Source organism: Sphingomonas sp. BE123, assembly GCF_031456015.1.
Classification (GTDB): Bacteria; Pseudomonadota; Alphaproteobacteria; order Sphingomonadales; family Sphingomonadaceae; genus Sphingomonas.
Genome location: NZ_JAVDTW010000002.1, coordinates 528911 through 551701, shown reverse-complemented (window position 1 = coordinate 551701; position 22791 = coordinate 528911). Strand labels below are relative to the sequence as shown.

General features: G+C 66.4%; 19 protein-coding genes. 9 read left to right on the top strand and 10 right to left on the bottom strand.

Annotation, left to right across the window (positions count from 1 at the left end; all coding sequences use genetic code 11):
- Positions 1 to 7 precede the first annotated feature (7 nt).
- The 3 genes from J2Y54_RS10920 to J2Y54_RS10910 are packed head-to-tail and all read right to left on the bottom strand — an operon-like array spanning position 8 to position 2902.
- Positions 8 to 979 carry an MlaD family protein gene (locus J2Y54_RS10920; RefSeq protein ID WP_310039535.1) on the bottom strand — a complete coding sequence of 324 codons (972 nt, stop codon included), beginning with the start codon at positions 977 to 979 and terminating at the stop codon, positions 8 to 10.
- A gap of 7 nt (positions 980 to 986) precedes the next feature.
- Positions 987 to 1799 (bottom strand): ABC transporter ATP-binding protein, encoded by an 813-nt coding sequence (locus J2Y54_RS10915; protein WP_310039534.1) that lies wholly within the window; start codon positions 1797 to 1799, stop codon positions 987 to 989.
- A complete protein-coding gene (locus J2Y54_RS10910; RefSeq protein WP_310039533.1) occupies positions 1799 to 2902 on the bottom strand; it encodes an ABC transporter permease in 1104 nt (367 codons plus the stop codon). Before J2Y54_RS10910 ends, J2Y54_RS10915 begins: the two co-directional genes overlap by 1 nt.
- Positions 2903 to 3000: 98 nt before the next feature.
- Between J2Y54_RS10910 and J2Y54_RS10905 the strand changes: the two genes are divergently transcribed.
- A complete protein-coding gene (locus J2Y54_RS10905; protein ID WP_310039531.1) occupies positions 3001 to 3675 on the top strand; it encodes an HAD-IB family phosphatase in 675 nt (224 codons plus the stop codon).
- Positions 3676 to 3681: 6 nt separating this feature from the next.
- On the opposite strand, the gene J2Y54_RS10900 is transcribed toward J2Y54_RS10905, so the two are convergent.
- The 3 genes from J2Y54_RS10900 to J2Y54_RS10890 form a co-directional block, all read right to left on the bottom strand.
- Positions 3682 to 4887, bottom strand: a complete 1206-nt coding sequence (locus tag J2Y54_RS10900) for a DUF445 domain-containing protein (protein ID WP_310039529.1) — start codon at positions 4885 to 4887, stop codon at positions 3682 to 3684.
- 106 nt (positions 4888 to 4993) lie between these two features.
- Positions 4994 to 8158 carry an efflux RND transporter permease subunit gene (locus J2Y54_RS10895; RefSeq protein WP_310039526.1) on the bottom strand — a complete coding sequence of 1055 codons (3165 nt, stop codon included), beginning with the start codon at positions 8156 to 8158 and terminating at the stop codon, positions 4994 to 4996.
- A gap of 13 nt (positions 8159 to 8171) precedes the next feature.
- Positions 8172 to 9380: an efflux RND transporter periplasmic adaptor subunit gene (locus J2Y54_RS10890; RefSeq protein WP_310039525.1), complete on the bottom strand. Its 1209-nt coding sequence runs from the start codon at positions 9378 to 9380 to the stop codon at positions 8172 to 8174.
- A 233-nt stretch (positions 9381 to 9613) separates the two neighbouring features.
- On the opposite strand from J2Y54_RS10890, the gene J2Y54_RS10885 reads away from it, so the two are divergent.
- Together J2Y54_RS10885 and J2Y54_RS10880 are read left to right on the top strand one after the other, a co-directional pair.
- The gene (locus J2Y54_RS10885) at positions 9614 to 9874 is read left to right on the top strand and encodes a GlsB/YeaQ/YmgE family stress response membrane protein (protein ID WP_310039524.1); all 261 of its coding nucleotides are present in this window, start codon (positions 9614 to 9616) and stop codon (positions 9872 to 9874) included.
- 89 nt (positions 9875 to 9963) lie between these two features.
- Positions 9964 to 10677, top strand: a complete 714-nt coding sequence (locus J2Y54_RS10880) for an SIMPL domain-containing protein (protein WP_310039522.1) — start codon at positions 9964 to 9966, stop codon at positions 10675 to 10677.
- A gap of 116 nt (positions 10678 to 10793) precedes the next feature.
- Here the strand turns inward: J2Y54_RS10880 and J2Y54_RS10875 are convergent, their stop codons facing one another.
- Positions 10794 to 11093, bottom strand: a complete 300-nt coding sequence (locus J2Y54_RS10875; protein WP_310039519.1) for a DUF1153 domain-containing protein — start codon at positions 11091 to 11093, stop codon at positions 10794 to 10796.
- A gap of 100 nt (positions 11094 to 11193) precedes the next feature.
- Positions 11194 to 11418 carry a hypothetical protein gene (locus J2Y54_RS10870; protein WP_310039516.1) on the bottom strand — a complete coding sequence of 75 codons (225 nt, stop codon included), beginning with the start codon at positions 11416 to 11418 and terminating at the stop codon, positions 11194 to 11196.
- A 114-nt stretch (positions 11419 to 11532) separates the two neighbouring features.
- Between J2Y54_RS10870 and mnmA the strand changes: the two genes are divergently transcribed.
- Positions 11533 to 12642: a tRNA 2-thiouridine(34) synthase MnmA gene (mnmA, locus tag J2Y54_RS10865; protein ID WP_310039514.1), complete on the top strand. Its 1110-nt coding sequence runs from the start codon at positions 11533 to 11535 to the stop codon at positions 12640 to 12642.
- On the opposite strand, the gene J2Y54_RS10860 is transcribed toward mnmA, so the two are convergent.
- Positions 12639 to 13547, bottom strand: coding sequence for a cation diffusion facilitator family transporter (locus J2Y54_RS10860; protein ID WP_310039512.1), 909 nt, complete (start codon positions 13545 to 13547; stop codon positions 12639 to 12641). The two genes, mnmA and J2Y54_RS10860, sit on opposite strands and share 4 nt — an antisense overlap.
- On the bottom strand, positions 13544 to 14122 hold the full coding sequence (pdxH, locus tag J2Y54_RS10855; protein WP_310039511.1) for a pyridoxamine 5'-phosphate oxidase: 579 nt from the start codon (positions 14120 to 14122) through the stop codon (positions 13544 to 13546). Before pdxH ends, J2Y54_RS10860 begins: the two co-directional genes overlap by 4 nt.
- A 120-nt stretch (positions 14123 to 14242) precedes the next feature.
- On the opposite strand from pdxH, the gene J2Y54_RS10850 reads away from it, so the two are divergent.
- The 5 genes from J2Y54_RS10850 (at position 14243) to gltB (ending at position 22713) form a co-directional block, all read left to right on the top strand.
- Positions 14243 to 15172, top strand: coding sequence for a complex I NDUFA9 subunit family protein (locus tag J2Y54_RS10850; protein ID WP_310041287.1), 930 nt, complete (start codon positions 14243 to 14245; stop codon positions 15170 to 15172).
- Between the two features lie 58 nt (positions 15173 to 15230).
- Positions 15231 to 16028 (top strand): undecaprenyl-diphosphate phosphatase, encoded by a 798-nt coding sequence (locus J2Y54_RS10845; RefSeq protein ID WP_310039509.1) that lies wholly within the window; start codon positions 15231 to 15233, stop codon positions 16026 to 16028.
- 159 nt (positions 16029 to 16187) lie between these two features.
- A complete protein-coding gene (locus tag J2Y54_RS10840) occupies positions 16188 to 17630 on the top strand; it encodes an NAD(P)-dependent oxidoreductase (RefSeq protein WP_405052910.1) in 1443 nt (480 codons plus the stop codon).
- Positions 17627 to 18202 (top strand): DUF2059 domain-containing protein, encoded by a 576-nt coding sequence (locus J2Y54_RS10835; RefSeq protein WP_310039505.1) that lies wholly within the window; start codon positions 17627 to 17629, stop codon positions 18200 to 18202. Before J2Y54_RS10840 ends, J2Y54_RS10835 begins: the two co-directional genes overlap by 4 nt.
- Before the next feature lie 38 nt (positions 18203 to 18240).
- Positions 18241 to 22713 carry a glutamate synthase large subunit gene (gene gltB / locus J2Y54_RS10830; protein WP_310041286.1) on the top strand — a complete coding sequence of 1491 codons (4473 nt, stop codon included), beginning with the start codon at positions 18241 to 18243 and terminating at the stop codon, positions 22711 to 22713.
- Positions 22714 to 22791 lie beyond the last annotated feature (78 nt).

The following is a 22791-nucleotide window of genomic DNA, read 5'->3' as shown; positions in this document are numbered from 1 at the left end:
ATCGGGCTCACTTCTTCTTGGGTTCGTAGTCGGGCAGCTTGGGCGAACCGATCAGCGATCCGGCGCCCTCGCGATCGATCTTTTCCGCGACCGAAGCGAGCGCTGCGGTCATCTGGCGCAGATCCTGGATCAGCTGATTGAGTTCGGGAATCGTCTTGGTCGTCACCTCGTCGATGCCGCCATCGGCCTTGCCGAGCGTGCGTTCGAGCGCCTTCATGCTCTTGTCGGCAGAGGCGATCGCGACGCGCAGATCCTTCATCGTCGGCGCGATTTCCTTGTCGAGCACGCGATCGGTGGTGCCGGCAAGGTTGCCGATCTGCTCCGCCGCAACCCCTGCCTTCTGGACCGTGACACGCAGCTCGGCGAGCGTCGCGCGCATGTCGGGCGCGCCCTTGGCCAGCTCACCGGTCAGCTTTTCGGTATTGGCGAGGATGCCGCTGATCGACGCCTGATTGCGGTCGGACAGCAATTCGGTCAGCCGCTCGGTCAGCGTGGACAGGCGTTCGAGCAGACGCGGCGCAGAGTTGAGCAGCGCGCCCAGGCCACCCTGCTTGGTCGGAATCACCGGCACGCCGAGCGGGCAGACGCTGCGCGGATTGGCGTCGGGGCAGACGATCGGCGGCGCCCCCTTGACCGCGCCGTCGAGCTGGATCTGGCTGACGCCGGTGAAGCCGACGCCCTGGATCGTGGCGGTCGTGCCCTGCAGCACCGGCACATCGCTGTTCACCGCGATACGCACGCGCACCAGGCTGGGGTCGGGCTTGAACAGCCCGATTTCCTTGACCTGTCCGGCAGGCACGCCGGAAAAGGCGACCTGCGAGCCCTTGTTCAGCCCGTCGACCGCCTGCTTGAAGAAGATGTCATACTCCTTCTCGCTGGTCGTGTTGACGCGGGCGAGCCACACGGTGAACAACGCCAGCACGGCGAGCAGGATCAGCACGACCGCGCCGACCAGCACATGGTTTGAGCGTGTTTCCATCAGTCCCTCATGCCCCCATGGCCCCGGCGCGGTCCGCGCTCGCCACCGCCGCGCGCCCGCGCGGACCGTTGAAATATTCCTGGATCCACGGATGGTCCAAAGCCAGCAGCTCGTCGATCGTTCCCACGGCGATCACGCGCTTGTCGGCGAGCACCGCGACGCGATCACAAATTGCGTAAAGCGTATCGAGGTCGTGGGTGATGAGGAAGACCGTCAGCCCCAGCGTCTGCTGCAGCGAACGGGTCAGCTCGTCGAACGCCGCCGCGCCAATCGGATCGAGCCCGGCGGTCGGTTCGTCGAGGAACAGCAATTCCGGATCGAGCGCGAGGCTGCGCGAGAGGCCCGCGCGCTTCTTCATGCCGCCCGACAGTTCGGATGGATATTTGGGACCGGCATTGGGCGGCAGGCCGGTCATCACCACCTTGTACGCCGCAATCTCGTCGAGCAGTTGCTGGTCGAGGCCGGGGTAGAATTCCTTGAGCGGAACCTGGACATTTTCGGCCACGGTCAGGGTCGAGAACAGCGCGCCGCCCTGGAATAGCACGCCCCAGCGGCGGCGAATCTCGATCGCCGCGCGCTCATCGGCGTCGAGCACCGATTCGCCGAACACCGCGATGCTTCCAGCGTCCGGCTGCTGCAGGCCGATGATCGATCGCATCAGCACCGACTTCCCGGTGCCCGAGCCGCCGACCACGCCCAAGATTTCGCCCGGCCGCACGTCGAGGTCGAGATTCTCGTGCACCACCTGCTCACCAAAGCTGTTGCGCAGGCCGCGGACGCGAATGATCGCGTCGTCACCGTCGAAAACCGGGGCGGTCATCAATTCCACCCCACTTCGGTGAAGAACACCGCGAAGAACGCGTCGAGCACGATGACGAGGAAGATCGCCTGAACCACCGCCGTGGTGGTGCGCATGCCGACCTGTTCGGCGTCGCTCTCGACCTGCATCCCCTGATAGCAGCCGGCAATGGCGATGATCGCGCCGAACACCGGCGCCTTGACGAGGCCGACATAAAGATCGGTGATCGGCACCACTTCGCGAATGCGCTGGACAAAGGTGATCGGCGGGATGTCGAGCGCGATCCAGCACAACAGGCCGCCGCCGATCATGGCGATCAGCGAGGCGTAGAAGCCGAGCAGCGGCAGCATCAGCACCGCCGCGATCACACGCGGCAGTACCAGCGCCTCCATCGGATTGACCCCGATGGTGCGCATCGCGTCGATCTCCTCGGTCAGCTTCATCGTGCCGAGCTGCGCCGCAAAAGCGGAACCCGAACGCCCGGCGACCATGATCGCGGTCATCAGGATGCCGAGTTCACGCAGCGTGATCCGGCCGACCAGATTGATCGTGAACACCTCGGCGCCGAACTGGCGCAGCTGCACCGCGCCCTGTTGCGCGATCACGATGCCGATCAGGAAACTCATCAGCCCGATGATGCCGAGCGCCGATACGCCGACCACTTCGAAGCGGTGGACCGTTGCATGGTAGCGGAACCGGCGCGGGTTCGCGATGACCCGGCCGGCCGCCATCGCGGTAGCGCCCATGAAGCCGAGCAGGCCGTACATCGTGCGCGCCGCCTGAATCACCGCTTCGCCGACTTCGGCGAGCAACTGGGCAAAGGCGTTGAGCGGACGCGGCGGCCCGGCGATCGGATGATCGGCGGCAGCGACATGGTCGAACAGCAATTGCTGGTTCCGGTCCAGTCCGATGACGCGCGCGCCATGGTCGCGGGCAAGGCGATGGATCAGCCATGCCCCCACCGTATCCATCCGTTCGATATCGCGCAGGTCCAGCGTGGCGATCGTCCCGCCGACGGCCTGCAGCCGTTCGGGAAGATCGCCGATCGTGCGGAGTGACAGGTTGCCACTGAAGCGCAGCGTGCCCTCGGCCGCATCATGCTGAAAGTCGGCTGGCGCGCTCATCGGCGCCATCCATCGGCGATTTGGGCTGGAACGGCAAGCACCTGTGGCTAGATGGTGAGGATTGGACGGATCAATTCCGGACATTGGGGAAGGTTCCGATGCGCCGCCTGGCAATTTACGACATGGACAAGACGATCACCCGGCGCGCGACCTGGACGCCGTTTCTGATCCATGCGGCAGAGGCGCGCGCGCCGTGGCGACTGGCGCTGCTGCCGCTCGCCGGGCTCGCCAGCCTCGCCTATCTGGCCAAGGCGATCGATCGTGCGCAGCTGAAGGAAGTCACCCATCGCCTGATGATCGGCCGCGCGATCCCGCCCGCCGATCTTGCCAGGGTGGCAGAGGCGTTCGCAGACGACATGGCCGCGACCAACCTGTTCGCCGACGCCCGTGCGCGGGTCGAGGCGGATCGCGCGGCGGGCTGGGAGCCGGTGCTGGCGACCGCGAGCCATGGCTATTACGCGCAGGCAATCGCCGCGCGGCTGGACATCCTCACGGTGATCGCGACCGCCGCGCGACGCGATGCCAATGGCAATGTGCTGGCGACGCTTGAGGGCGAGAATTGCTACGGCCCCGCGAAATTGCGACTGATCGAGGCGTGGATGGCGCGGGAAGGTCTATCGCGGGGGGATGTTCAGGTGCGCTTCTACAGCGACCATGTCTCCGATGCGCCGGTACTCGAATGGGCGGACGAACCGTTCGCGGTCAACGCGCACGGCCCGCTGCGGCGGCTGGCGGCGCTTAAGGGGTGGCCGGTGCTGGATTGGGAAGGGTGAAAGCGGTCACAGCACCGTGTGCAGGGTGTGCAGTGTCAGCCCGACCATGCCACCCACCAAAGTCCCGTTGATGCGGATATACTGCAAATCCTTGCCCACCGCATTTTCCAGCCGGCCCGTGATCGTGCGCGCATCCCAACCGCGCACCGTGTCGGACACCAGCCGGACGATCCCGTCGCCATAATCGGCGGCGGTGCCGACGGCAGCGCGACGCACGAAGCGGTTGATCATGTGCGCCAGGCGCGGGTCGCTCTGCAGCGTTCCGCCAAGCTGGCGCAGCGCGTCGCCGAACTTGCCCGCCAGCGCGGCGTCGGGATCGCGCGCCACCCGCAGCATCGCGCCGCGCGCCTGTTCCCACATCCCCTCGATCCAGCGGGCGAGTGCGGGATTGTCGAGCATATCGGCCTTGAATTCCTCGACCTTGAGCCGCGTCGGGATGTCGAATTGCAGGTCGAAAGCGAGTTTCTCCAGTCCCTCCTCCACCTTGGCGCGCAGCGGGTGGCCCGGGTCTTCGGCGACGTCTGACACCAGCTTGTACAGCCCGTCGATGATCGCATTGGCGAGCGTTTCGTCGAGGCCAGTCCAGCGCATGATCGCGCCGGCGCGCTCGTGCACCATCCTGCGGATCAGCGCTTCATTCTGGTCGATGATCTTCGCCAGCCAGCGGAGCATCGAGTCCATCAGCGGCAGATGCCGCCCCTCGGCAATCGCGGCACCCAGTGCCTGGCCCAGCAAGGGCGCGATGTCGGTCTGGCGCAGGCGATTGGCGACCGCGCCCTTGATCAGGCCGCCCAGCTGATCCTGGTCGAGCGATTCGAGCAGGCTTGCCGCCATGCGCGATGCGCCGCGGCGCAGACGGCCCGAGCTTTCGGGCGGCTGCGCCAGCCATTTGCCGGCTGCGCCCGCCACGTCGATCGACCGCATCCGCCGCGCGACGACGCGGGGAATGAGGAAATTGTCGCGCAGGAAATTGGCGAGCGAGGTGGCGATCCGCTCCTTGTTGCGCGGGATGATCGCGGTGTGCGGGATCGGCAGGCCGAGCGGGTGGCGGAACAGCGCGGTGACCGCGAACCAGTCGGCAAGGCCACCGACCATCGCCGCTTCGGCAAAGGCACGGACGAAGCCGGCAACCGTGTAATCGGGTTCGAAGCTGCGCGCGGTGAAATACACCGCCGCCATCAGCACCAGCAGGCCGGTGGCGAGGATGCGCATGCGCCTGAGGCCAGGCGGGACAGGGTCGGATGAACGAATCACAGGACCAGAAAGCACGCGGATTGCCGGGTTCATAGCCGGAACAATCCGCGTGCCTCTTTTTGGTTCACTCGGCAGGCGCGGTGCCTTCGCTTCCGCTATGCCCGATGCGGCCGGCGGGGACGGTGCCGGCGAGGCGCGCCTTGTCCTCCGCATCGTCACCCGGGCTGAAGGTCAACAGCTTGCGGCCAAGCCACGGACCGACCCGCCGCTCGACACCCAGCGCAAGGCTGAACAGTGCCGGGACGATCAGCAGCGTGAGCAGCGTCGACAGCAACAGGCCGCCGATCACGGTGATGCCCATCGGTGCGCGCCACGACCCGTCGCCGTTCAGCGACAGCGCGGTCGGCACCATGCCCGCCACCATCGCGACCGTGGTCATCACGATCGGCTGCGCGCGCTTGTGCCCGGCGTCGACGATCGCGGTGATCTTGTCGACGCCCTTCTCCATTTCCTCCAGCGCGAAATCGATCAGCAGGATCGAGTTCTTCGCAACGATGCCGAGCAGCATCAGCACACCGATCAGCACCGGCATCGAGATCGGATTGCCGGTAATCCACAGCGCGATCAGCCCACCCAAAGCCGCGATCAGCAGCGACGAGAGGTTGACTAGCGCCGCCATCACGCCGCGATAGAGCAGAACCAGCACCGCGAAGACGAGCAGGATGCCGGCTACCAGCGCGACGATGAAGTTGACCAGCATCTCGGTCTGCCACTTGGCCTGACCGACCTCCAGCTTGCCGACGCCCATCGGCAAATTGCGCATCGTCGGCAGCTGATCGACCTTTTGCATCACCGCGCCCAGCACGAACGGCTTGCCGGTCTTGGGGTCGGTGGCGAGGTCGGCGCCGACGACCAGGCGCCGCTTCTGGTTCAGCCGGTCGATACGGGTCGCGCCCACGCCGAACTTGATGTCCGCGACCACGCCCAGCGGTACCGATCCACCGGTCGAGGTCGAAACGGGCAGGTTACGGATCGTCTCCAGCTCGGCGCGCGAGCTTTCGGCAAGTGCGACGCGGATCGGCACCTGGCGATCGGACAGCGAGAATTTCGCGCTGTTCTGATCGATATCGCCGAGCGTCGCGATGCGGATCGCGTTGGACAGGGCTGCCGTGGTCACGCCGAGATCGGCGGCCAGTTCGGTGCGCGGCTCGATCACGATCTCCGGCCGCTGCAGGTCGCCGGTGATGCGCGGTGCGCGCAGCTCGGGCATTTTCTCCATCTCGGCAACGATCTTGAGCGCCGTGTCGTTGAGCAGCTTGGGATCCTCGCCGCCCAGCACGATCGATACGGCCCGGCCGCTGCCGCCCCAGCCGCCCTGCGAGCGCACATTGACCCGCGCATCGGGAATCTGGGCAAGTGCCGGCTGAAGCTGCTGTTCCAGCTCGACGCTGGTGATCGGACGATCGTCCTTCAGGATCGCAACGACGCGACCATTGCCGACAAAGGTGCGCGAATAGACATTCTGCACGACATCGGTGCGCGCCGCGACGATCGCGGTGACCTTGTCGACCACCGTCTTGGTCTGCTCAAGGCTGGTCCCGGGCACCATCTCGACCTGGACCGTGATATCATCCTGGTCCTGGTTAGGCTGGAAAGTGAACGGGATCGGCCCACCGGCGGCGAGGAAAATCTCGAGCGCAAAGGCAAAGACGAACGCTGCCACCGCGACCCAGCGATGCATCAGGGTCCAGCGCAGCACGCGGACATAGCCGTCCATCATCGCGCCCTCGCCATGGCTGGCATGGCCCTTGGCCTTGAGGAAATAGGCCGCGATCATCGGCGTCAGCAGACGCGCAATCGCCAGCGACATCAGCACGGCTGCAACTACGGTCAGGCCGAAATTCTTGAAGAACTGGCCCGAAATGCCCGGCATCAGGCCAACGGGCAAGAACACAGCGACGATCGACATGGTGGTTGCCAGCACCGCGACGCCGATCTCGTCCGCCGCGTCGATCGATGCCTGATAGGCGGATTTGCCCATGCGCATGTGCCGGACGATATTCTCGATCTCCACGATCGCGTCGTCGACCAGGACGCCCGCGACCAGGCTGAGCGCGAGCAGCGTCATCTGGTTGAGCGTGAAGCCGAGCATCTCCATGAACCAGAAGGTCGGGATCGCGGAGAGCGGAATCGCCAGTGCGGAGATCAATGTTGCGCGCCAGTCGCGCAGGAACAGGAAGACGACGATGACGGCGAGCACCGCGCCCTCGATCATCGCGACCATCGCCGAATTATACTGCGCCTCGGTATATTTGACGCTGTTGAACAGGACGTTGAACTGAACGGCCGAATTGCGCTTGTTGAGCGCCTCCAGCTTCTTTTCCGCTTCCTCGAACACCGTCACATCGGACGCACCCTTGGCGCGCTTGATGTTGAACGACAGGACCTGGCGGCCGTTATACTCGGCCAGGCTGCGCTGTTCGGCGTAGAGATCCTTGACGTCGGCGATATCGCCGAGCCGGACATTGCGGTCACCGCCAATCGCAATGCGCGTTTCCGCCAGCGCCTTTGCATCCTGCGCGTTGCCGAGTACGCGGACCGACTGCTCGCTCCCCGAAATCTCGGTGCGCCCGCCGGCGGCGTTCAGATTGACCTGGCGTAGCTGCTGGTTGACCTGCGACGCGGTCAGGCCGAGCGACTGGATTTTCGGCAGGTTGAGGATGACGCGAATCTCGCGGTTGACCCCGCCGATGCGCTCGACCCCCGACAGGCCATCGATCGACAGCAATTCGTTGGCGACCGTATTGTCGACATACCAGGACAGCTGTTCGATCGTCATGTCGGTGCCGGTCGCGGTGAAGGTCGCGATTTCCTGATCCGACGTGTTGGCGCGACCGACCAGCGGCTCCAGAATCCCGTCGGGCAGGTCGCCACGGATCTGGGCGATCGCATCGCGCACGTCGCTGACTGCACGGTCGATCGGCGTACCGATGTCGAGCTGGATCACCGTTTGCGAATTGCCTTCGCTGACGGTCGATTCGATCTGGTCGATGCCCTGCAGGCTGCGCACCGCCGCCTCGACGCGCTGCGTCACCTGGGTTTCGAGCTCGCTCGGCGCGGCGCCCGGCTGGCTGATCGACACCCAGACGATCGGGAAGTCGATGTCCGGATCATTGTTCACGTCCATCCGCGCAAAGCTGACAAAGCCAGCGATGGTCAGCGCCAGGAACAGCACGATTGGCGGAACCGGGTTCCGGATCGACCAGGCGGAAATGTTGCGAAAGCTCATGGTCCGGTGTCCCTTAACGCTTCAGCGTGGTGAGGTTCGGCTTGACCTTCTGGCCCGGGTTGAGGAACGCACCGGCGGTCAGCACCACCCGCTCGGTTCCTTCAAGCCCGCCGGTGATCGCGACGCCCGCATCGGAAACTTCCCCGGTCGTAACCGCGCGGCGCTCCGCCTCGTCCTTGGCGTTCAGGATGTAAACGTAATTACCCTTGGCGTCGCTCTGAATCGCCGATTGCGGGAGCAGCGGGGCGACGGCGCCACCGGCGGTGATCCGTGCCGAAGCAAAGCCGCCCGGACGCAACGCGCGGTCGAAGGACAGCGCGATGCGGGCGATGCCCTGACGGGTCTGCGGATCGATCACCGGCGACACCTGCCACACTTCGCCGCTAAAGGTGCGGTCCATACCAACGGGCGTCACCTCGGCGCGCGCGCCGACCGGAATGCGCTGAAGATCAGCCTCGGCAAGCTGCGCCCGCAACTCCATCTGGCCACCCTGGGCGACGCGGAACAGCGTGCCCGAGCCGGCGCTGACGATCTGGCCCGGTTCGACCGCGCGGGTCAGGACGAGGCCGGCGGCGGGCGCGCGGATGTCGAGGCGACGGTTGCGCGCCTGGGTTTCCGACAATTGCGCCTGGGCGACGCGGACGCGCGCCGCGGCAGCATCGCGGGTCGCGGTCTTGCGGTCGATATCGGCCTTGGACACGAAGCCGCGCGCGAGCAGCTGCTGGGCGCGGTCGAGTTCGGCCTGGGCAAGGCTGAGATCGGCCTGGGCCACGCGGATATTGGCCGCCTGCGACTGGGCGGTCTGGCTCTGGACCGAGCGATCGACGGTCGCCAGCACCTGGCCGGCATTCACCCAGTCGCCCGGCTCGACCAGCACGCGGGTCACCAGTCCGCCCTCGCCCGCCACGCCGACGGGCATTTCCCGTCGTGCGGCAAGCGAGCCGGTCCCGCTGACGACGGTCGTGATCGACTGGCGACCGGGGACTGCGACCGTTACGGTCGGCAGCTGGCGCGCGCCCGCCGCGCCACCAGCAGCGCCACTCTTGGCAGGCTCAGCCGCCTTCTCCCCGCCACCGGAACCGAAAACCATCCACGCGCCGACCATGGCAGCGATGACCAGGACGATAGCGACGATTCGCCAGATCCGGCGCGACTTTGCCTGCGGCTCACCGTCCAGTGCCAGCCGTTCGTCCCCACCCACCATGCGACCCTCGTAGTTCATGCGCGACCTCTCTCACCCCCGGCGCAAGCGCCAGTGCGGGCCTTCCCCGTCACGCTGTATTAGATGAATAAGTCACCAGCCTCAAGGGCCGTTTTGTTACCGCGGCGGAATGCCCGGTTTCCAGTGTCCGCGCAAGCAGTTCCACCGCGCGATTGGGGGTAGGCAGCGAGGCGATCCTGGGGCAATCTCGCCCCGCCCGCCGCCATGACGTCGGGTCATAGCAGGAGGCATGGATGCCCGAGGGAATTTTTGGTTGGATCCTGATCGGCCTGGTGGCCGGAGTCCTTGGCAAGCTGATCATGCCGGGCAAGGATCCCGGCGGTCTGATTGTCACGATCCTGATCGGCATTGCCGGCGCCCTGCTTGCCGGCTTCGTCGCGCCGACGATCGGCGTCGACCTGTCCGGCGCGCTCAACAGCTATATCGCGGCGACGGTCGGCGCGGTGGTCCTGCTGGCGCTTTACCGACTGGTCATGACGCGCCGCACGCGCTGAACCTGCGCTGCAAGGCCCGTTCAGCGCGCGTTGTTCAGACCCCGCCTATCGCGGGGTTCACACACCGTGCTGAAAGGGCCTTGCCGACCATGATCCGTCTGTTCACCGCCGCCGCGCTTGCCGCCACCATCCCGCTTGCGGCTGCCGCTCAGGTCGCGCCGCCGGCGGCGGGGACGAGCGAGGGTACGCTGCTCGACGTGGTGGCCGAGGGTCAGGTCAACCGCGTCCCCGACATCGCCGTGATCCGCGCGGGCGTGGTCAGCCAGGCTGCTACCGCGGCAGAGGCGCTTGCCGCCAACGCACGCCAGATGGCGTCGGTGCACACCGCGCTCAAGGCTGCAGGAGTCGCCGACCGCGACATCCAGACCGCGACGATCGCGCTCAACCCGCAATATCGCTACGCCGACAACCAGCCGCCGGTCATCACCGGCTATCAGGCGACGAACAGCGTTTCGGTGAAGTTCCGCGATATTGCGCGCAGCGGCTCGATCCTCGACGCGCTGGTCCGGCAGGGCGCGAACCAGATCGACGGGCCATCCTTCACCATCGACGCGATCGACGCCGCCGCCGATGCAGCGCGGATCGATGCGGTCCGGCGTGCCCGCGCCCGCGCCGAACTCTATGCCCGCGCGCTCGGCATGCGAGTCGACCGGATCGTCGCGGTCAGCGAAGCGGGCGATGGCGGCATGCCCGGTCCGGTGCCGCAGCTGATGGCCCGGGCCGAGGCAAAGGACTCAACCCAGCTCGCACCGGGTGAACAGCAGGTCACCGCCAACGTGCGGATCCGCTTCCTGCTCAAATAGCCAGACCGCTGAAATGGGTTCCGCCCGCGTTTTGAGGCGCGGGCGGATGGGAGAGACGGTTATGTTCCGGCAATCGCCGGGGTTCGGGACCGGGGCGGTGCCGTAAGCGGGACCCGTCAATATTTCTGCTGGCGCTCGTACAGCGACTTGTAGTGCTGGATCCGCGTCACGCGCAGCCCGGGCATGCCCGAACGATCGATCGCACGCTGCCAGCCCGCGAACTCCTCGACGGTCAGGCCATAGCGCTCGCACACTTCGTCGATGGTCAACAGACCGCCATTGACCGCAGCGACCACTTCCGCCTTGCGCCGCACGACCCAGCGGGTCGTTTCCGGCGGCGGCAGCGTGTCGAGCGTCAGCGGCTCGCCGAGCGGCCCGATGACCTTTGCCGGGCGGATCTTCTGGTTCTCAATCATTCCTTACCTCGATCAGGGCGGGGGGTCCCCAACTGCATCTGACGGGAGAGATACCCGCCCCGGATTTCGCTTCGCCTAAACGGCACGGTAAACGCCGCGTTCATCGCCGTTTCCACCGGGTTAGCGCGCGTTCGGTGGCCAGGCTGAACGCGCCATGCGCCGGTGCGAGCAGAGTGCTCACCGGCAGGCGCTGGTCCAGCCGGACCTGCAGCCGGGCGGTCGGGCTGGCGGCCTGCCGCACCGACGCGCCAGCCAGCAGCAGCGCGATGGGCATCGCCACCGGCGTCGCCGCCACATCGCGGTCGAATCGAAAGCTCAGATCCACGTGCGCGCATGTCCATCGGTCGAGTTCATCCGACCCCGTTTAGCGCCGAAGGCTGAAAGCCCGGTAAATGCAGCGCTTTTGCATCGCCCCCGTGAAACCACTATGTGCGCCGCCATGTTCACCGGAGATTTCCAGCTTGACGGGCCGCTTGCGCAGCGGCGGATCGTCGTTGCCATGTCGGGCGGGGTCGACAGTTCGGTCGTCGCCGCGCTCGCCGCGCGCACCGGCGCGGAGACGATTGGCGTCACGCTGCAGCTTTACGATCATGGCGAAGCCGTCGGGCGCGCGGGCAGCTGTTGCGCCGGGCGCGACATTCGCGATGCGCGCGCCGTGTGCGATCGGCTCGGCATCGCGCATTATGTATTCGACCATGAAAGCAGCTTTCGCGAGAGCGTGATCGACGATTTCGCCGACACCTATCTCGCGGGCCGTACCCCGATCCCGTGCGTCAAATGCAATATGGGGCCGAAATTCACCGATCTGTTCACGCTCGCCCGCGATCTGGGCGCCGACTGCCTTGCCACCGGCCATTATGTGCAGCGCGTACAGGGACCGGAGGGGGCGGAGCTGCACAAGGGCGCCGACCCGGCACGCGACCAGAGTTATTTCCTGTTCGCGACCACCAGCGCGCAGCTCGATTTCCTGCGCTTTCCGCTGGGCGTACTGCCCAAGGCACGGGTACGCGAAATCGCGGCAGAGATCGGGCTGGGCGTCGCGGGCAAGCCCGACAGCCAGGACATCTGCTTCGTCCCCGACGGCGATTATGCCCGGCTGGTCAAAAAGCTGCGGCCCGAAGCCGACACCGCCGGCGCGATCGTCGATGAGGCAGGCAACAAGCTCGGCGAGCATAAGGGGCTGATCCACTTCACCGTCGGTCAGCGCCGGGGGCTCGAGATCGGGGGCAGCCCCGAGCCGCTCTATGTGCTGCGGCTCAATCCGGCGACGCGCGACGTGGTGGTCGGCCCCAAATCCGCGCTGGCGATCAGTGCGGCGCGGATCGAGGGGCTGAACTGGATCGGCGGCAGCCATCAAGGCCCGCTGACGGCCAAGGTCCGCTCGATGGCGCGCCCGGTGCCGGCGCGGCTGGAGGGGGACCGGGTGGTGTTCGACGCGCCCGAATATGGCGTCGCGCCGGGTCAGGCCGCCGTGCTCTATGCCGGCGAGCGCGTGCTGGGCGGCGGGTGGATCGCCGCGACCGAGCGCGCGGAGCTGGCGGCGGCCTAACCCTTCAGTTCGTTGGCTTCACGCAGCGGTTCGCCGGGGCAATCGACCTGCCCGGCCGGATCGACATGGATCAGGATTTCGGTGCCCGGGAATTCGGCTTCGAGCCGTGCTTCGAGCGCCTCGACCACGTGATGCGCCTGCGCGACGCTCATCGATGCGGGAACATGGATGTGGAATTGCGCAAAGTCCTGCGATCCGCTGGTGCGGGTGCGCAAGTCGTGCAGGCTTTCAAAGCCGGGAATCGCGGCGGCGCAGGCGATGAAGGCCCGACGCTTCTCCTCAGGCCATTCGCGGTCCATCAGCTGGCCGATCGCGTCGCTCGCGGCATGCCACGCGCCCCACAGCAGCCAGAGCGCGATGCCGATGCCGAACAGCGGGTCCGCGCCGCGCAGATGCAGGACCGATTCCAGCACGAGCGCAGCGATCACGCCCGAATTGAGCAACAGATCGGACTGGTAATGCAGCCGATCTGTGCGGATCGCGATCGATCCGCTCGCGCGGATGGCGCGCGCCTGATAAGCGGTGAGCGCGAGCGTCACGCCGATCGCGATCACCGAAACGACGATCCCGGCCTCCGGATCGGCCGCGACCTCCCCGCTTGCCAGCCGCTCGATCGCGCGCACCGCGATGAAGGTCGCCGAGGCCGAGATCAGCAGAACCTGGAACAACGCTGCCAGCGCCTCGGCCTTGCCATGACCGAAACGGTGATTGGCGTCAGCAGGCTGGGCAGCAATGCGCACTCCGGCCAGCGTGACCAGCGACGCGACCAGATCAAGTGCGCTGTCCGAGAGACTCGCGAGCATCGCCACCGACCCGGTCGCCCAGACTGCGTAGCTCTTGAGCGCGCCGAGAATCAGCGCGGCAAGGACGCTCGCAATCGCAGCGCGGGTCGGCGTGGCGCTCACGGATACAGCATCCCTTCGTCCCAGCCTTCGCCACTGCGCGTGAAGACGCGGCGCTCGTGCAGGCGATGTTCGCGGTCGAGCCAGAACTCGATCCGCTGCGGCGTGACACGATAGCCGCCCCAATGCGGCGGGCGCGGCACATCGCCGCCGTCGAACCGCGCCTGCATCTGCGCAAACCGCGCTTCGAAGGTCGCGCGATCGGCCAGCGGGCGCGACTGATCGCTCGCCCAGGCGCCGAGTTGTGAGTCGCGGCTGCGCGTGGCGAAATAGGCGTCGGATTCGGCATCGGATACCCGGCTCACCGGTCCTTCGATGCGGATCTGGCGGCGCAGCGACTTCCAGTGGAACAGCAACGCCGCGCGCGGCACGGCGTCCAGCTCGCCCGCCTTGCGCCCCTCGCGGTTGGTATAGAAGGTGAAGCCTTCGGGCCCATGGCCCTTGAGCAGCACCATCCGCACCGATGGCTGGCCGTCGGCGCTCACCGTCGCCAGTGCCATCGCGTTGGAATCGTTGATCTCGGTCGTGCGCGCCTCGCGGTACCAGGCGTCGAACAGGGCAAAGGGATCGTCGGTCATGCCCACGCCATAGACCCTTGGCGCGGCGGGCGGGAGGGGGAATGGCGATCCCGGCATTGCCCTTTGGTGCATCGCGCGGCATGGGGAGCGCAGACTCTGGTCAAATTGTTCGAGGACGCGATGAAGGACAAGCTGGTGACGTTGATCGGCGGCGGCGGTTTCGCCGGACGCTATATCGCGCAAAGCCTGCTCAAGGCCGGCGCACGGGTGCGCATCGCACAGCGCGATCCGCGCGCGGCATGGTTCCTCAAGCCGCTCGGCGGGCTCGGCCAGACGCAGTTCGTTGCCGCCGACGTGACCCGTCCCGACACGCTGGCACGCGCGATCGCCGGGTCGGACGCCGTCGTCAATCTGGTCGGCGTGTTCGGAAACCGGATGGATGCGGTCAACGCACGCGGATCGGGCAACGCTGCCAGGGCTGCTGCCGATGCAGGCGCGAGCAGCTTCGTCCAGATGTCGGCAATCGGCGCCGATAGCGACTCACCCTCGGCCTATGGCCGGTCCAAGGGTGACGGCGAGGCAGCGGTGCGCGCCGCCTTCCCGACCGCCACGATCCTGCGCCCCAGCCTGATGTTCGGGCGGGAGGATCAGTTCGTGAACCGCTTCGCCGCGCTGGCGGTCAGCCTGCCGGTGGTACCGGTGCTCAAGGGCGGTACGAAGATCCAGCCGGTCTGGGTTGCCGATGTCGCGCAGGCCGTCACGCGCGCCATTGCAGAACCTGCGCCCGTTGCGGGCCAGACGATCGAACTGGGCGGCCCGGAAATCCTCAGCTTCACCGAATTTCACCGCTGGTTGCTCGGGGCGATCGGGCGCGACAAGCCGATCGTCGAGCTGCCCGATTTTGCCGGCGCCGCGCTGGCGTCGCTCGGCTTCCTGCCCGGGGCGCCGATCAGCTGGGACCAGTGGTTGATGCTGCAGCAGGACAATGTCGCGTCCGGCGACGGTCTGGCCCGCTTCGGCATCACCCCGACGCCGCTCGGTGCGGTCGCGCCGCACTGGCTGGTCCAGTATCGCAAGCACGGGCGCTTTGCTGGCGCACGCCACGCCTGAACCCCGCCGCATTCGGCACGTTTGAACGGCCGGGCCTGGCCGGTGGAGAAGCCGCGCCATGAGCGACATCGCGATCTACATCATCCTCGGCATCATCGAGGGGCTGACCGAATTCCTGCCCGTGTCGTCGACCGGGCACCTGATCCTGGCGGGCGAACTGCTCGGCTTTACCGGTGAGGGGTCGGTCGCGTTCAAGGTCGCGATCCAGCTCGGCGCGATCCTTGCCGTGCTGGTTGCCTATTGGCGGCGCTTCTGGGGGATCGGCATGGGGTTGCTGCGCGGCGAGCGCGAAGCGATCTGGTTCACCCGCAACATCCTGATCGGCTTTCTGCCCGCGATGCTGATCGGCGCCGTCGCCTATGAGGGGATCCGCGCGCTGATCCAGTCGCCGATGACCGTCGCGGTCGCGTTGATCGTCGGCGGCGTCGCGATCCTGCTGATCGAACGCATGGTCAAGGTGGTGAAGGTCGAACGGGTCGAGACGATGCCGTTGCGCACGGCAGTTTCCATCGGGCTGGTCCAGTGCATCGCGATGATCCCGGGCGTCAGCCGGTCGGGCGCGACAATCATGGGCGCGCTGCTGATGGGCGTGGAACGCAAGACCGCGGCGGAGTTCAGCTTCTTTCTCGCGGTGCCGACCATGGCGGGGGCGACGGCCTATTCGCTGTACAAGGATCGCGACCTGCTGAACGCGGACGATCTGGGCGGAATTGCAATCGGGCTCGGCGTATCGTTCATCGTCGCACTGCTGGTGGTGAAGGCGTTCGTGAAGATCGTCGGCCGCTTCGGCTTTGCCCCGTTCGCCTGGTACCGGATCGCACTCGGCGCGGTCGCAATCATCCTCCTTTCGCTGTAATAGGGCCGCATCGGGCACAAGTGCGCAATGAAATTACGCAGCAATAGCTGACCCCGACGAGCGCCCTGGATAATATGGCAGCAATGCTGTCCCATATCCCAATTTCTGCGTGACTCGGTAACAAAATGCTGTCATCCGCGCCGCATGGGCAAGGATGTGATGCTTCAATTCGTCGACCGCGCGCAGGCGTTTCCGCCCAAGCGCGATCCGGAACTGCGCGCGCAGGATTTTCGCGAGATCGCGGAGCGCTATGCTCCACCGAGCGCCGAGGATCAGGCCGGGCGCTGTTCGCAATGCGGGGTGCCGTACTGCACGGTGCATTGCCCGCTGCACAATCACATCCCCGACTGGCTGCGCCTGACCGCCGAGGGGCGGCTGCGCGAAGCCTATGAGCTGTCGAACAGCACCTCGACCATGCCCGAGATTTGCGGCCGCATCTGTCCGCAGGACCGGCTGTGCGAGGGCAATTGCGTCATCGAATCCTCGGGCCATGGCACGGTCACGATCGGGTCGGTCGAGAAGTTCATCACCGACACGGCGTGGGATCAAGGCTGGGTCGAGCCGTTGCAGCCCGGTCCGGCGCGCGGCCAGTCGGTCGGCGTGATCGGCGCGGGTCCGGCGGGGCTGACTGCGGCGGAGTATCTGCGCGTGCTCGGCTATGACGTGCATGTCTATGACCGCCATGATCGCGCGGGCGGGCTGCTGACCTATGGCATCCCCGGCTTCAAGCTGGAGAAGCACATCGTCACGCGCCGCACCGATCGGCTGGCGGCGGGGGGCATCGTCTTTCACCTCGGCTTCGAGGTCGGCAAGGACGCGACGCTGGAGCAGTTGCGTCACAAGCATGACGCGATCCTGATCGCGACCGGCGTGTACAAGCCGCGCGCGATCAAGGCGCCGGGCGTCGGCGCGAACGGCGTGGTCGATGCGCTCGACTATCTGATCGCATCCAACCGCAAGAGCTTTGGCGACAGCGTCCCGGCGTTCGAGGATGGCAGCCTCAACGCGGCGGGCAAGAATGTCGTGGTGATCGGTGGCGGCGACACCGCGATGGACTGTGTCCGCACCGCGATCCGCCAGGGCGCGGCGTCGGTCAAATGCCTGTATCGCCGCGACCGCGCCAACATGCCGGGCAGCCAGCGCGAAACCGCCAATGCCGAGGAGGAAGGCGTCGAGTTCGTCTGGCTCTCCGCCCCCGAGGCGTTCGAGGGCGGCGATAAGGTGACGGCGGTGAAGGCGGTCGGCATGCGCCTCGGCGCCCCCGACGCCAGCGGTCGCCGCGCACCCGAACCCGATCCCGACGCGAAGTTCGACGTCCCCGCCGATCTGGTGATCAAGGCGCTGGGCTTCGACCCCGAAGACCTGCCGGTGCTGTTCAATGCGCCCGAACTGGGCGTCACCCGCTGGGGCACGGTGCGGACGGACGCGCGCACGATGATGAGTAACCTCGACGGCGTGTTCGCCGCCGGCGACATCGTCAAGGGCGCGAGCCTGGTGGTACAGGCGATCCGCGACGGTCGCGACGTCAGCGAACGGATGCACGCATGGCTAAAGGCGCAGAAGGTCGCTCGCGGTGCGCGCAGCGAACTGGCAGCGGCATGATCCGGGGTGTCATCCTCGCACTGTCGCTGATCGCGGCACCGGCTGCCGCAACCGCCGCATCGGGGCCATGGCAAGCGCAAGGCGGCGCCGTCGATCCTGCGCGGTTGGCTGCTGCAAAGCGGACGATCGACGTGATGATGCCGCCTGCCCAGCGCAAAGCGATGTTCGAAGCGATGCTCAACCCGATGCTCGCGAACCTGCAGCAGGCGATCCTGTCGCGTCCCGACATTCGAACGGCCCTCGACGCCGATCCCGAGGCAAAGGCGACGCTCGATGCCTTTCTGGCCGCGCAGCAGCAGAAAACGATCGCGCTGCTTCAGGCAGAGCTTCCGGCCATGTTCGCGATCATGGAGCGCGCTTACGCGCGCCGGTTCACGGTCGCGCAACTCGACGAGATAACCGCCTTTTTCAACACGCCGACCGGACGGCTCTACATGGACGAGAGCATGAAGATGCCCGCCGATCCGGAGCTGCTTGGCTGGCAACGCGACCTCATGCAGCGGTCCATGGCGGACAGCCAGAAGGATCTCGAGCAGCTGCAGGCTGATCTCACAGGAAAGTCGAAGAAGTGACCACCGAAACCCAACGCGAACGTCTCGCCCGTGAAGGCATGTACCGCCCCGAGTTCGAAGGCGATGCCTGTGGCGTGGGCATGGTCGCGGCGATCGACGGTCAGCCGTCGCGCCGCGTGGTGCAGGGTGCGATCGATGCGCTGAAGGCCGTCTGGCATCGCGGCGCGGTCGATGCCGATGGCAAGACCGGCGACGGCGCGGGGCTGCATGTCGACCTGCCGTTGCGTTTCTTTGACGATGCGGTGCTCGCGAGCGGGCATCGCGTGCTGCCCAACCGGCTGGCGGTCGGCATGATCTTCATGCCGCGCGTCGATCTGGGCGCGCAGGAGGCATGCCGCACGATCGTCGAAAGCGTGCTGATCGATGCGGGCTACACTATCTATGGCTGGCGGCAGGTGCCGGTCGATGTCTCGGTCATCGGGCAAAAGGCGCAGGCGACCCGGCCGGAGATCGAGCAGATCATGATCGCCGGGCCGATGCCCGACGAACAGAGCGAGGCAGAGTTCGAAAAGAACCTCTACCTCGTCCGCCGTCGCATCGAAAAGCGGATCATCGCCGCGCAGATCAGCGGTTTCTACATCTGCTCGCTGTCGTGCCGCTCGATCATCTACAAGGGGCTGTTCCTCGCGGAGTCGCTGAGCGAATTCTATCCCGACCTGCGCGACGAGCGCTTTGTCAGCCGGGTCGCGATCTTCCACCAGCGCTATTCGACCAACACCTTCCCGCAATGGTGGCTGGCCCAGCCGTTCCGCTGCCTCGCGCATAATGGCGAGATCAACACGATCCGCGGCAACAAGAACTGGATGCTGAGCCACGAGATCAAGATGGCGGCAACCGCGTTCGGCGAGCATTCGGAGGATATCAAGCCGGTGATCCCGGCGGGTGCATCCGATACCGCCGCACTGGACGCGGTGTTCGAGGCGATCTGTCGCTCCGGCCGTGACGCGCCGACCGCCAAGCTGATGCTGGTGCCCGAAGCGTGGCAGGCGATCGATTCGATGCCGGACAAGCATCTGGCGATGTACAAGTATCTCGCCAGCGTGATGGAGCCGTGGGACGGCCCCGCTGCGCTGGCGATGACCGATGGCCGCTGGGCCGTGGCCGGTGTCGACCGCAACGCGCTGCGTCCGCTGCGCTATACCCGCACCTCTGACGGCCTGTTGGTCGTCGGGTCGGAGACCGGGATGGTCCAGATTCCCGAAGCGACCGTGGTCGCCAAGGGGCGGCTGGGGCCGGGGCAGATGATCGCGGTCGATCTCGACGAAGGGCGCTTCTACACCGATGGCGAGGTCAAGGACCGCATCGCCGGCGAGTATGACTATGCGTCGATGATCGGCGAGTTCATGGGGATCGACGACCTGCCCGACGCGGCCGACGCGACGCCGGCATGGACCCGCGCGGAACTGACCCGCCGCCAGGTCGCGGCCGGGCAGACGCTGGAGGATATGGAGCTGATCCTCTCGCCGATGGTGACCGACGCCAAGGAAGCGGTCGGATCGATGGGCGACGACACGCCGCTTGCCGTCATCAGCGACAAGCCGCGGCTGATCAGCCAGTTTTTCCGCCAGAATTTCAGCCAGGTGACCAACCCGCCGATCGACAGCCTGCGCGAACGGCATGTGATGTCGCTCAAGACGCGCTTCGGCAATCTCGCCAACATTCTCGACACGGCGGAAACCGCGAACAAGGTGCTGGTGCTCGAAAGTCCGGTGCTCACCAACCGTGACTGGGCGCGGCTCAAGGGCCATTTCGGGAACCAGGCGGCCGAGATCGACTACAGCTTTCCGGCCGGCGGCGGACCCGAAACCCTGCGGGCAGCGATCGCCAGCATCCGCGACCAGGCCGAACAGGCGGTGCGCGCGGGCAAGACCGAGATCTTCCTGACCGATGAAGCGGTCGGGCCGGACCGCATCGCCATCGCCGGCGTGCTGGCGGCAGCGGCGGTGCACACGCACCTCGTGCGCAAGGGGCTGCGCAGCTACGCCAGCGTCAACATCCGCACCGCCGAATGCCTCGACACCCATTATTATGCGGTGCTGATCGGCGTGGGTGCGACCACGGTGAACGCCTATCTGGCCGAAGCAGCGATTGCTGATCGCCATGCGCGCGGCCTGTTCGGCGACCTGTCGTTCGAACAATGCCTGAAGAACCACCGCAAGGCGATCGACGAAGGCTTGCTCAAGATCATGTCGAAGATGGGGATCGCGGTGATCTCCAGCTATCGCGGCGGCTATAACTTCGAGGCGGTCGGATTGAGCCGCGCGCTGGTCAACGATTTCTTCCCCGGCATGCCGGCCAAGATTTCGGGCGAGGGCTATGCCTCGCTGCACCTCAACGCGACGATGCGCCACGATGCCGCCTACGACAGCGCGATCGCGACGCTGCCGATCGGCGGATTCTATCGTCAGCGCCACGGCGGCGAGACGCATGCGTACAGCGCGCAGCTCATGCACACGCTGCAGACCGCGGTCGCGACCGACAGCTATTCGACCTATCTGCAATTTGCGCGCGGCGTGCGCGATTTGCCGCCGGTCTATCTGCGCGACCTGCTGGAATTCAACTTCCCGACCGAGGGCGTTGCAATTGACCAGGTCGAGGCGATCACCGAGATCCGCAAGCGCTTCGTGACGCCGGGGATGAGCCTCGGCGCGCTGTCGCCCGAGGCGCATGAGACGCTGGCGATCGCGATGAACCGCATCGGCGCCAAGGCGGTGTCGGGCGAGGGCGGCGAGGATTCGATCCGCTACAAGCCCTATGCCAATGGCGACAACGCCAATTCCAACATCAAGCAGATCGCAAGCGGCCGCTTCGGCGTGACTGCCGAATATCTGAACGCATGCGAAGAAGTGGAGATCAAGGTCGCACAGGGCGCCAAGCCCGGCGAGGGCGGCCAGCTGCCCGGGTTCAAGGTGACCGAGTTCATCGCGAAGCTGCGCCATTCGACGCCGGGCGTGACGCTGATCTCACCCCCGCCGCACCATGACATTTACTCGATCGAGGATCTGGCGCAGCTCATCTACGACATCAAGCAGATCAACCCGCGCGCACGGGTGTGCGTCAAGCTGGTCAGCAGCGCGGGGATCGGCACGGTCGCTGCGGGCGTGGCAAAGGCGCATGCCGACGTGATCCTGGTCGCCGGCCATGTCGGCGGCACCGGCGCCAGCCCACAGACTTCGGTCAAATATGCCGGCACGCCGTGGGAAATGGGGCTGTCTGAGGTCAACCAGACGCTCACCCTCAACGGCCTGCGCGGCCGCGTGAAGCTGCGCACCGATGGCGGGCTCAAGACCGGGCGCGACATCGTCATCGCCGCGATCCTGGGCGCCGAGGAATTCGGCATCGGTACGCTCAGCCTCGTCGCAATGGGCTGCATCATGGTACGCCAGTGCCACAGCAACACCTGCCCGGTCGGCGTGTGCACGCAGGACGAGCGGCTGCGCCAGAAATTCACCGGATCGCCGGAAAAGGTCATCAACCTGATGACCTTCATCGCCGAGGAGGTCCGCGAAATCCTCGCCAAGCTCGGCTGCAAGAGCCTGGACGAGGTGATTGGCCGCACCGAATTGCTGCGTCAGGTCAGTCGCGGGGCCGAGCATCTCGACGATCTCGACCTCAACCCGATCCTCGCGAAGGTCGACGCGGACGAGAGCGAGCGGCGCTTCAGCCTGTCGACCTGGCGCAACGCGGTGCCCGACAGCCTCGACGCGCAGATCATCGCGGACGCGCGCGCGGTGTTCGAGCGCGGCGAGAAGATGCAGCTCGCCTACAACGTCCGCAACACCCATCGCGCGGTGGGCACGCGACTGTCGAGCGAGATCACGCGCAGCTTCGGCATGTCGAAGCTCAACGATGGCCACGTCCAGATCCGCCTGCGCGGATCGGCGGGCCAGTCGCTCGGCGCATTTCTGTGCAAGGGCGTGACGCTCGAAGTATTCGGCGACGCCAATGACTATGTCGGAAAGGGCCTGTCGGGCGGGACCATCGTCGTGCGCCCGCTGGTCAGCTCGCCGCTCGCCAGCCAGGACAATACGATCATCGGCAACACCGTCCTCTATGGCGCGACCTCGGGCCGGCTGTTCGCGGCGGGTCAGGCGGGCGAGCGCTTCGCTGTGCGCAATTCGGGCGCGCAGGTGGTGGTCGAGGGCTGCGGCGCCAATGGCTGCGAATATATGACCGGCGGCGTCGCGGTGGTGCTGGGCGAGGTCGGCGCGAATTTCGGCGCGGGCATGACCGGCGGCATGGCGTTCATCTATGACGAGTCCGGCACATTCGACGCGCGCGCCAATGGCGAGAGCATCGTGTGGCAGCGCCTGACCTCGCTGCATTGGGAAGCGGTGCTCAAGAACCTCGTCACCGACCATGCCGAAGCGACTGACAGCAAATGGTCGCGCGGACTGCTCGAGGATTGGGAACGGGTGCGCGGGCATTTCTGGCAGGTGGTGCCGAAGGAAATGCTGACGCGGCTGGCGCATCCGCTGGATGACAGCGTGGAAATGGTCGCGGCGGAGTAATCCGCTTTCCTCCCCTGCTCCGCAGGGGAGGAATTTGCTCGCGTCCCTTGCCGCCCACCGCCCGCCCCGCCTATGCCG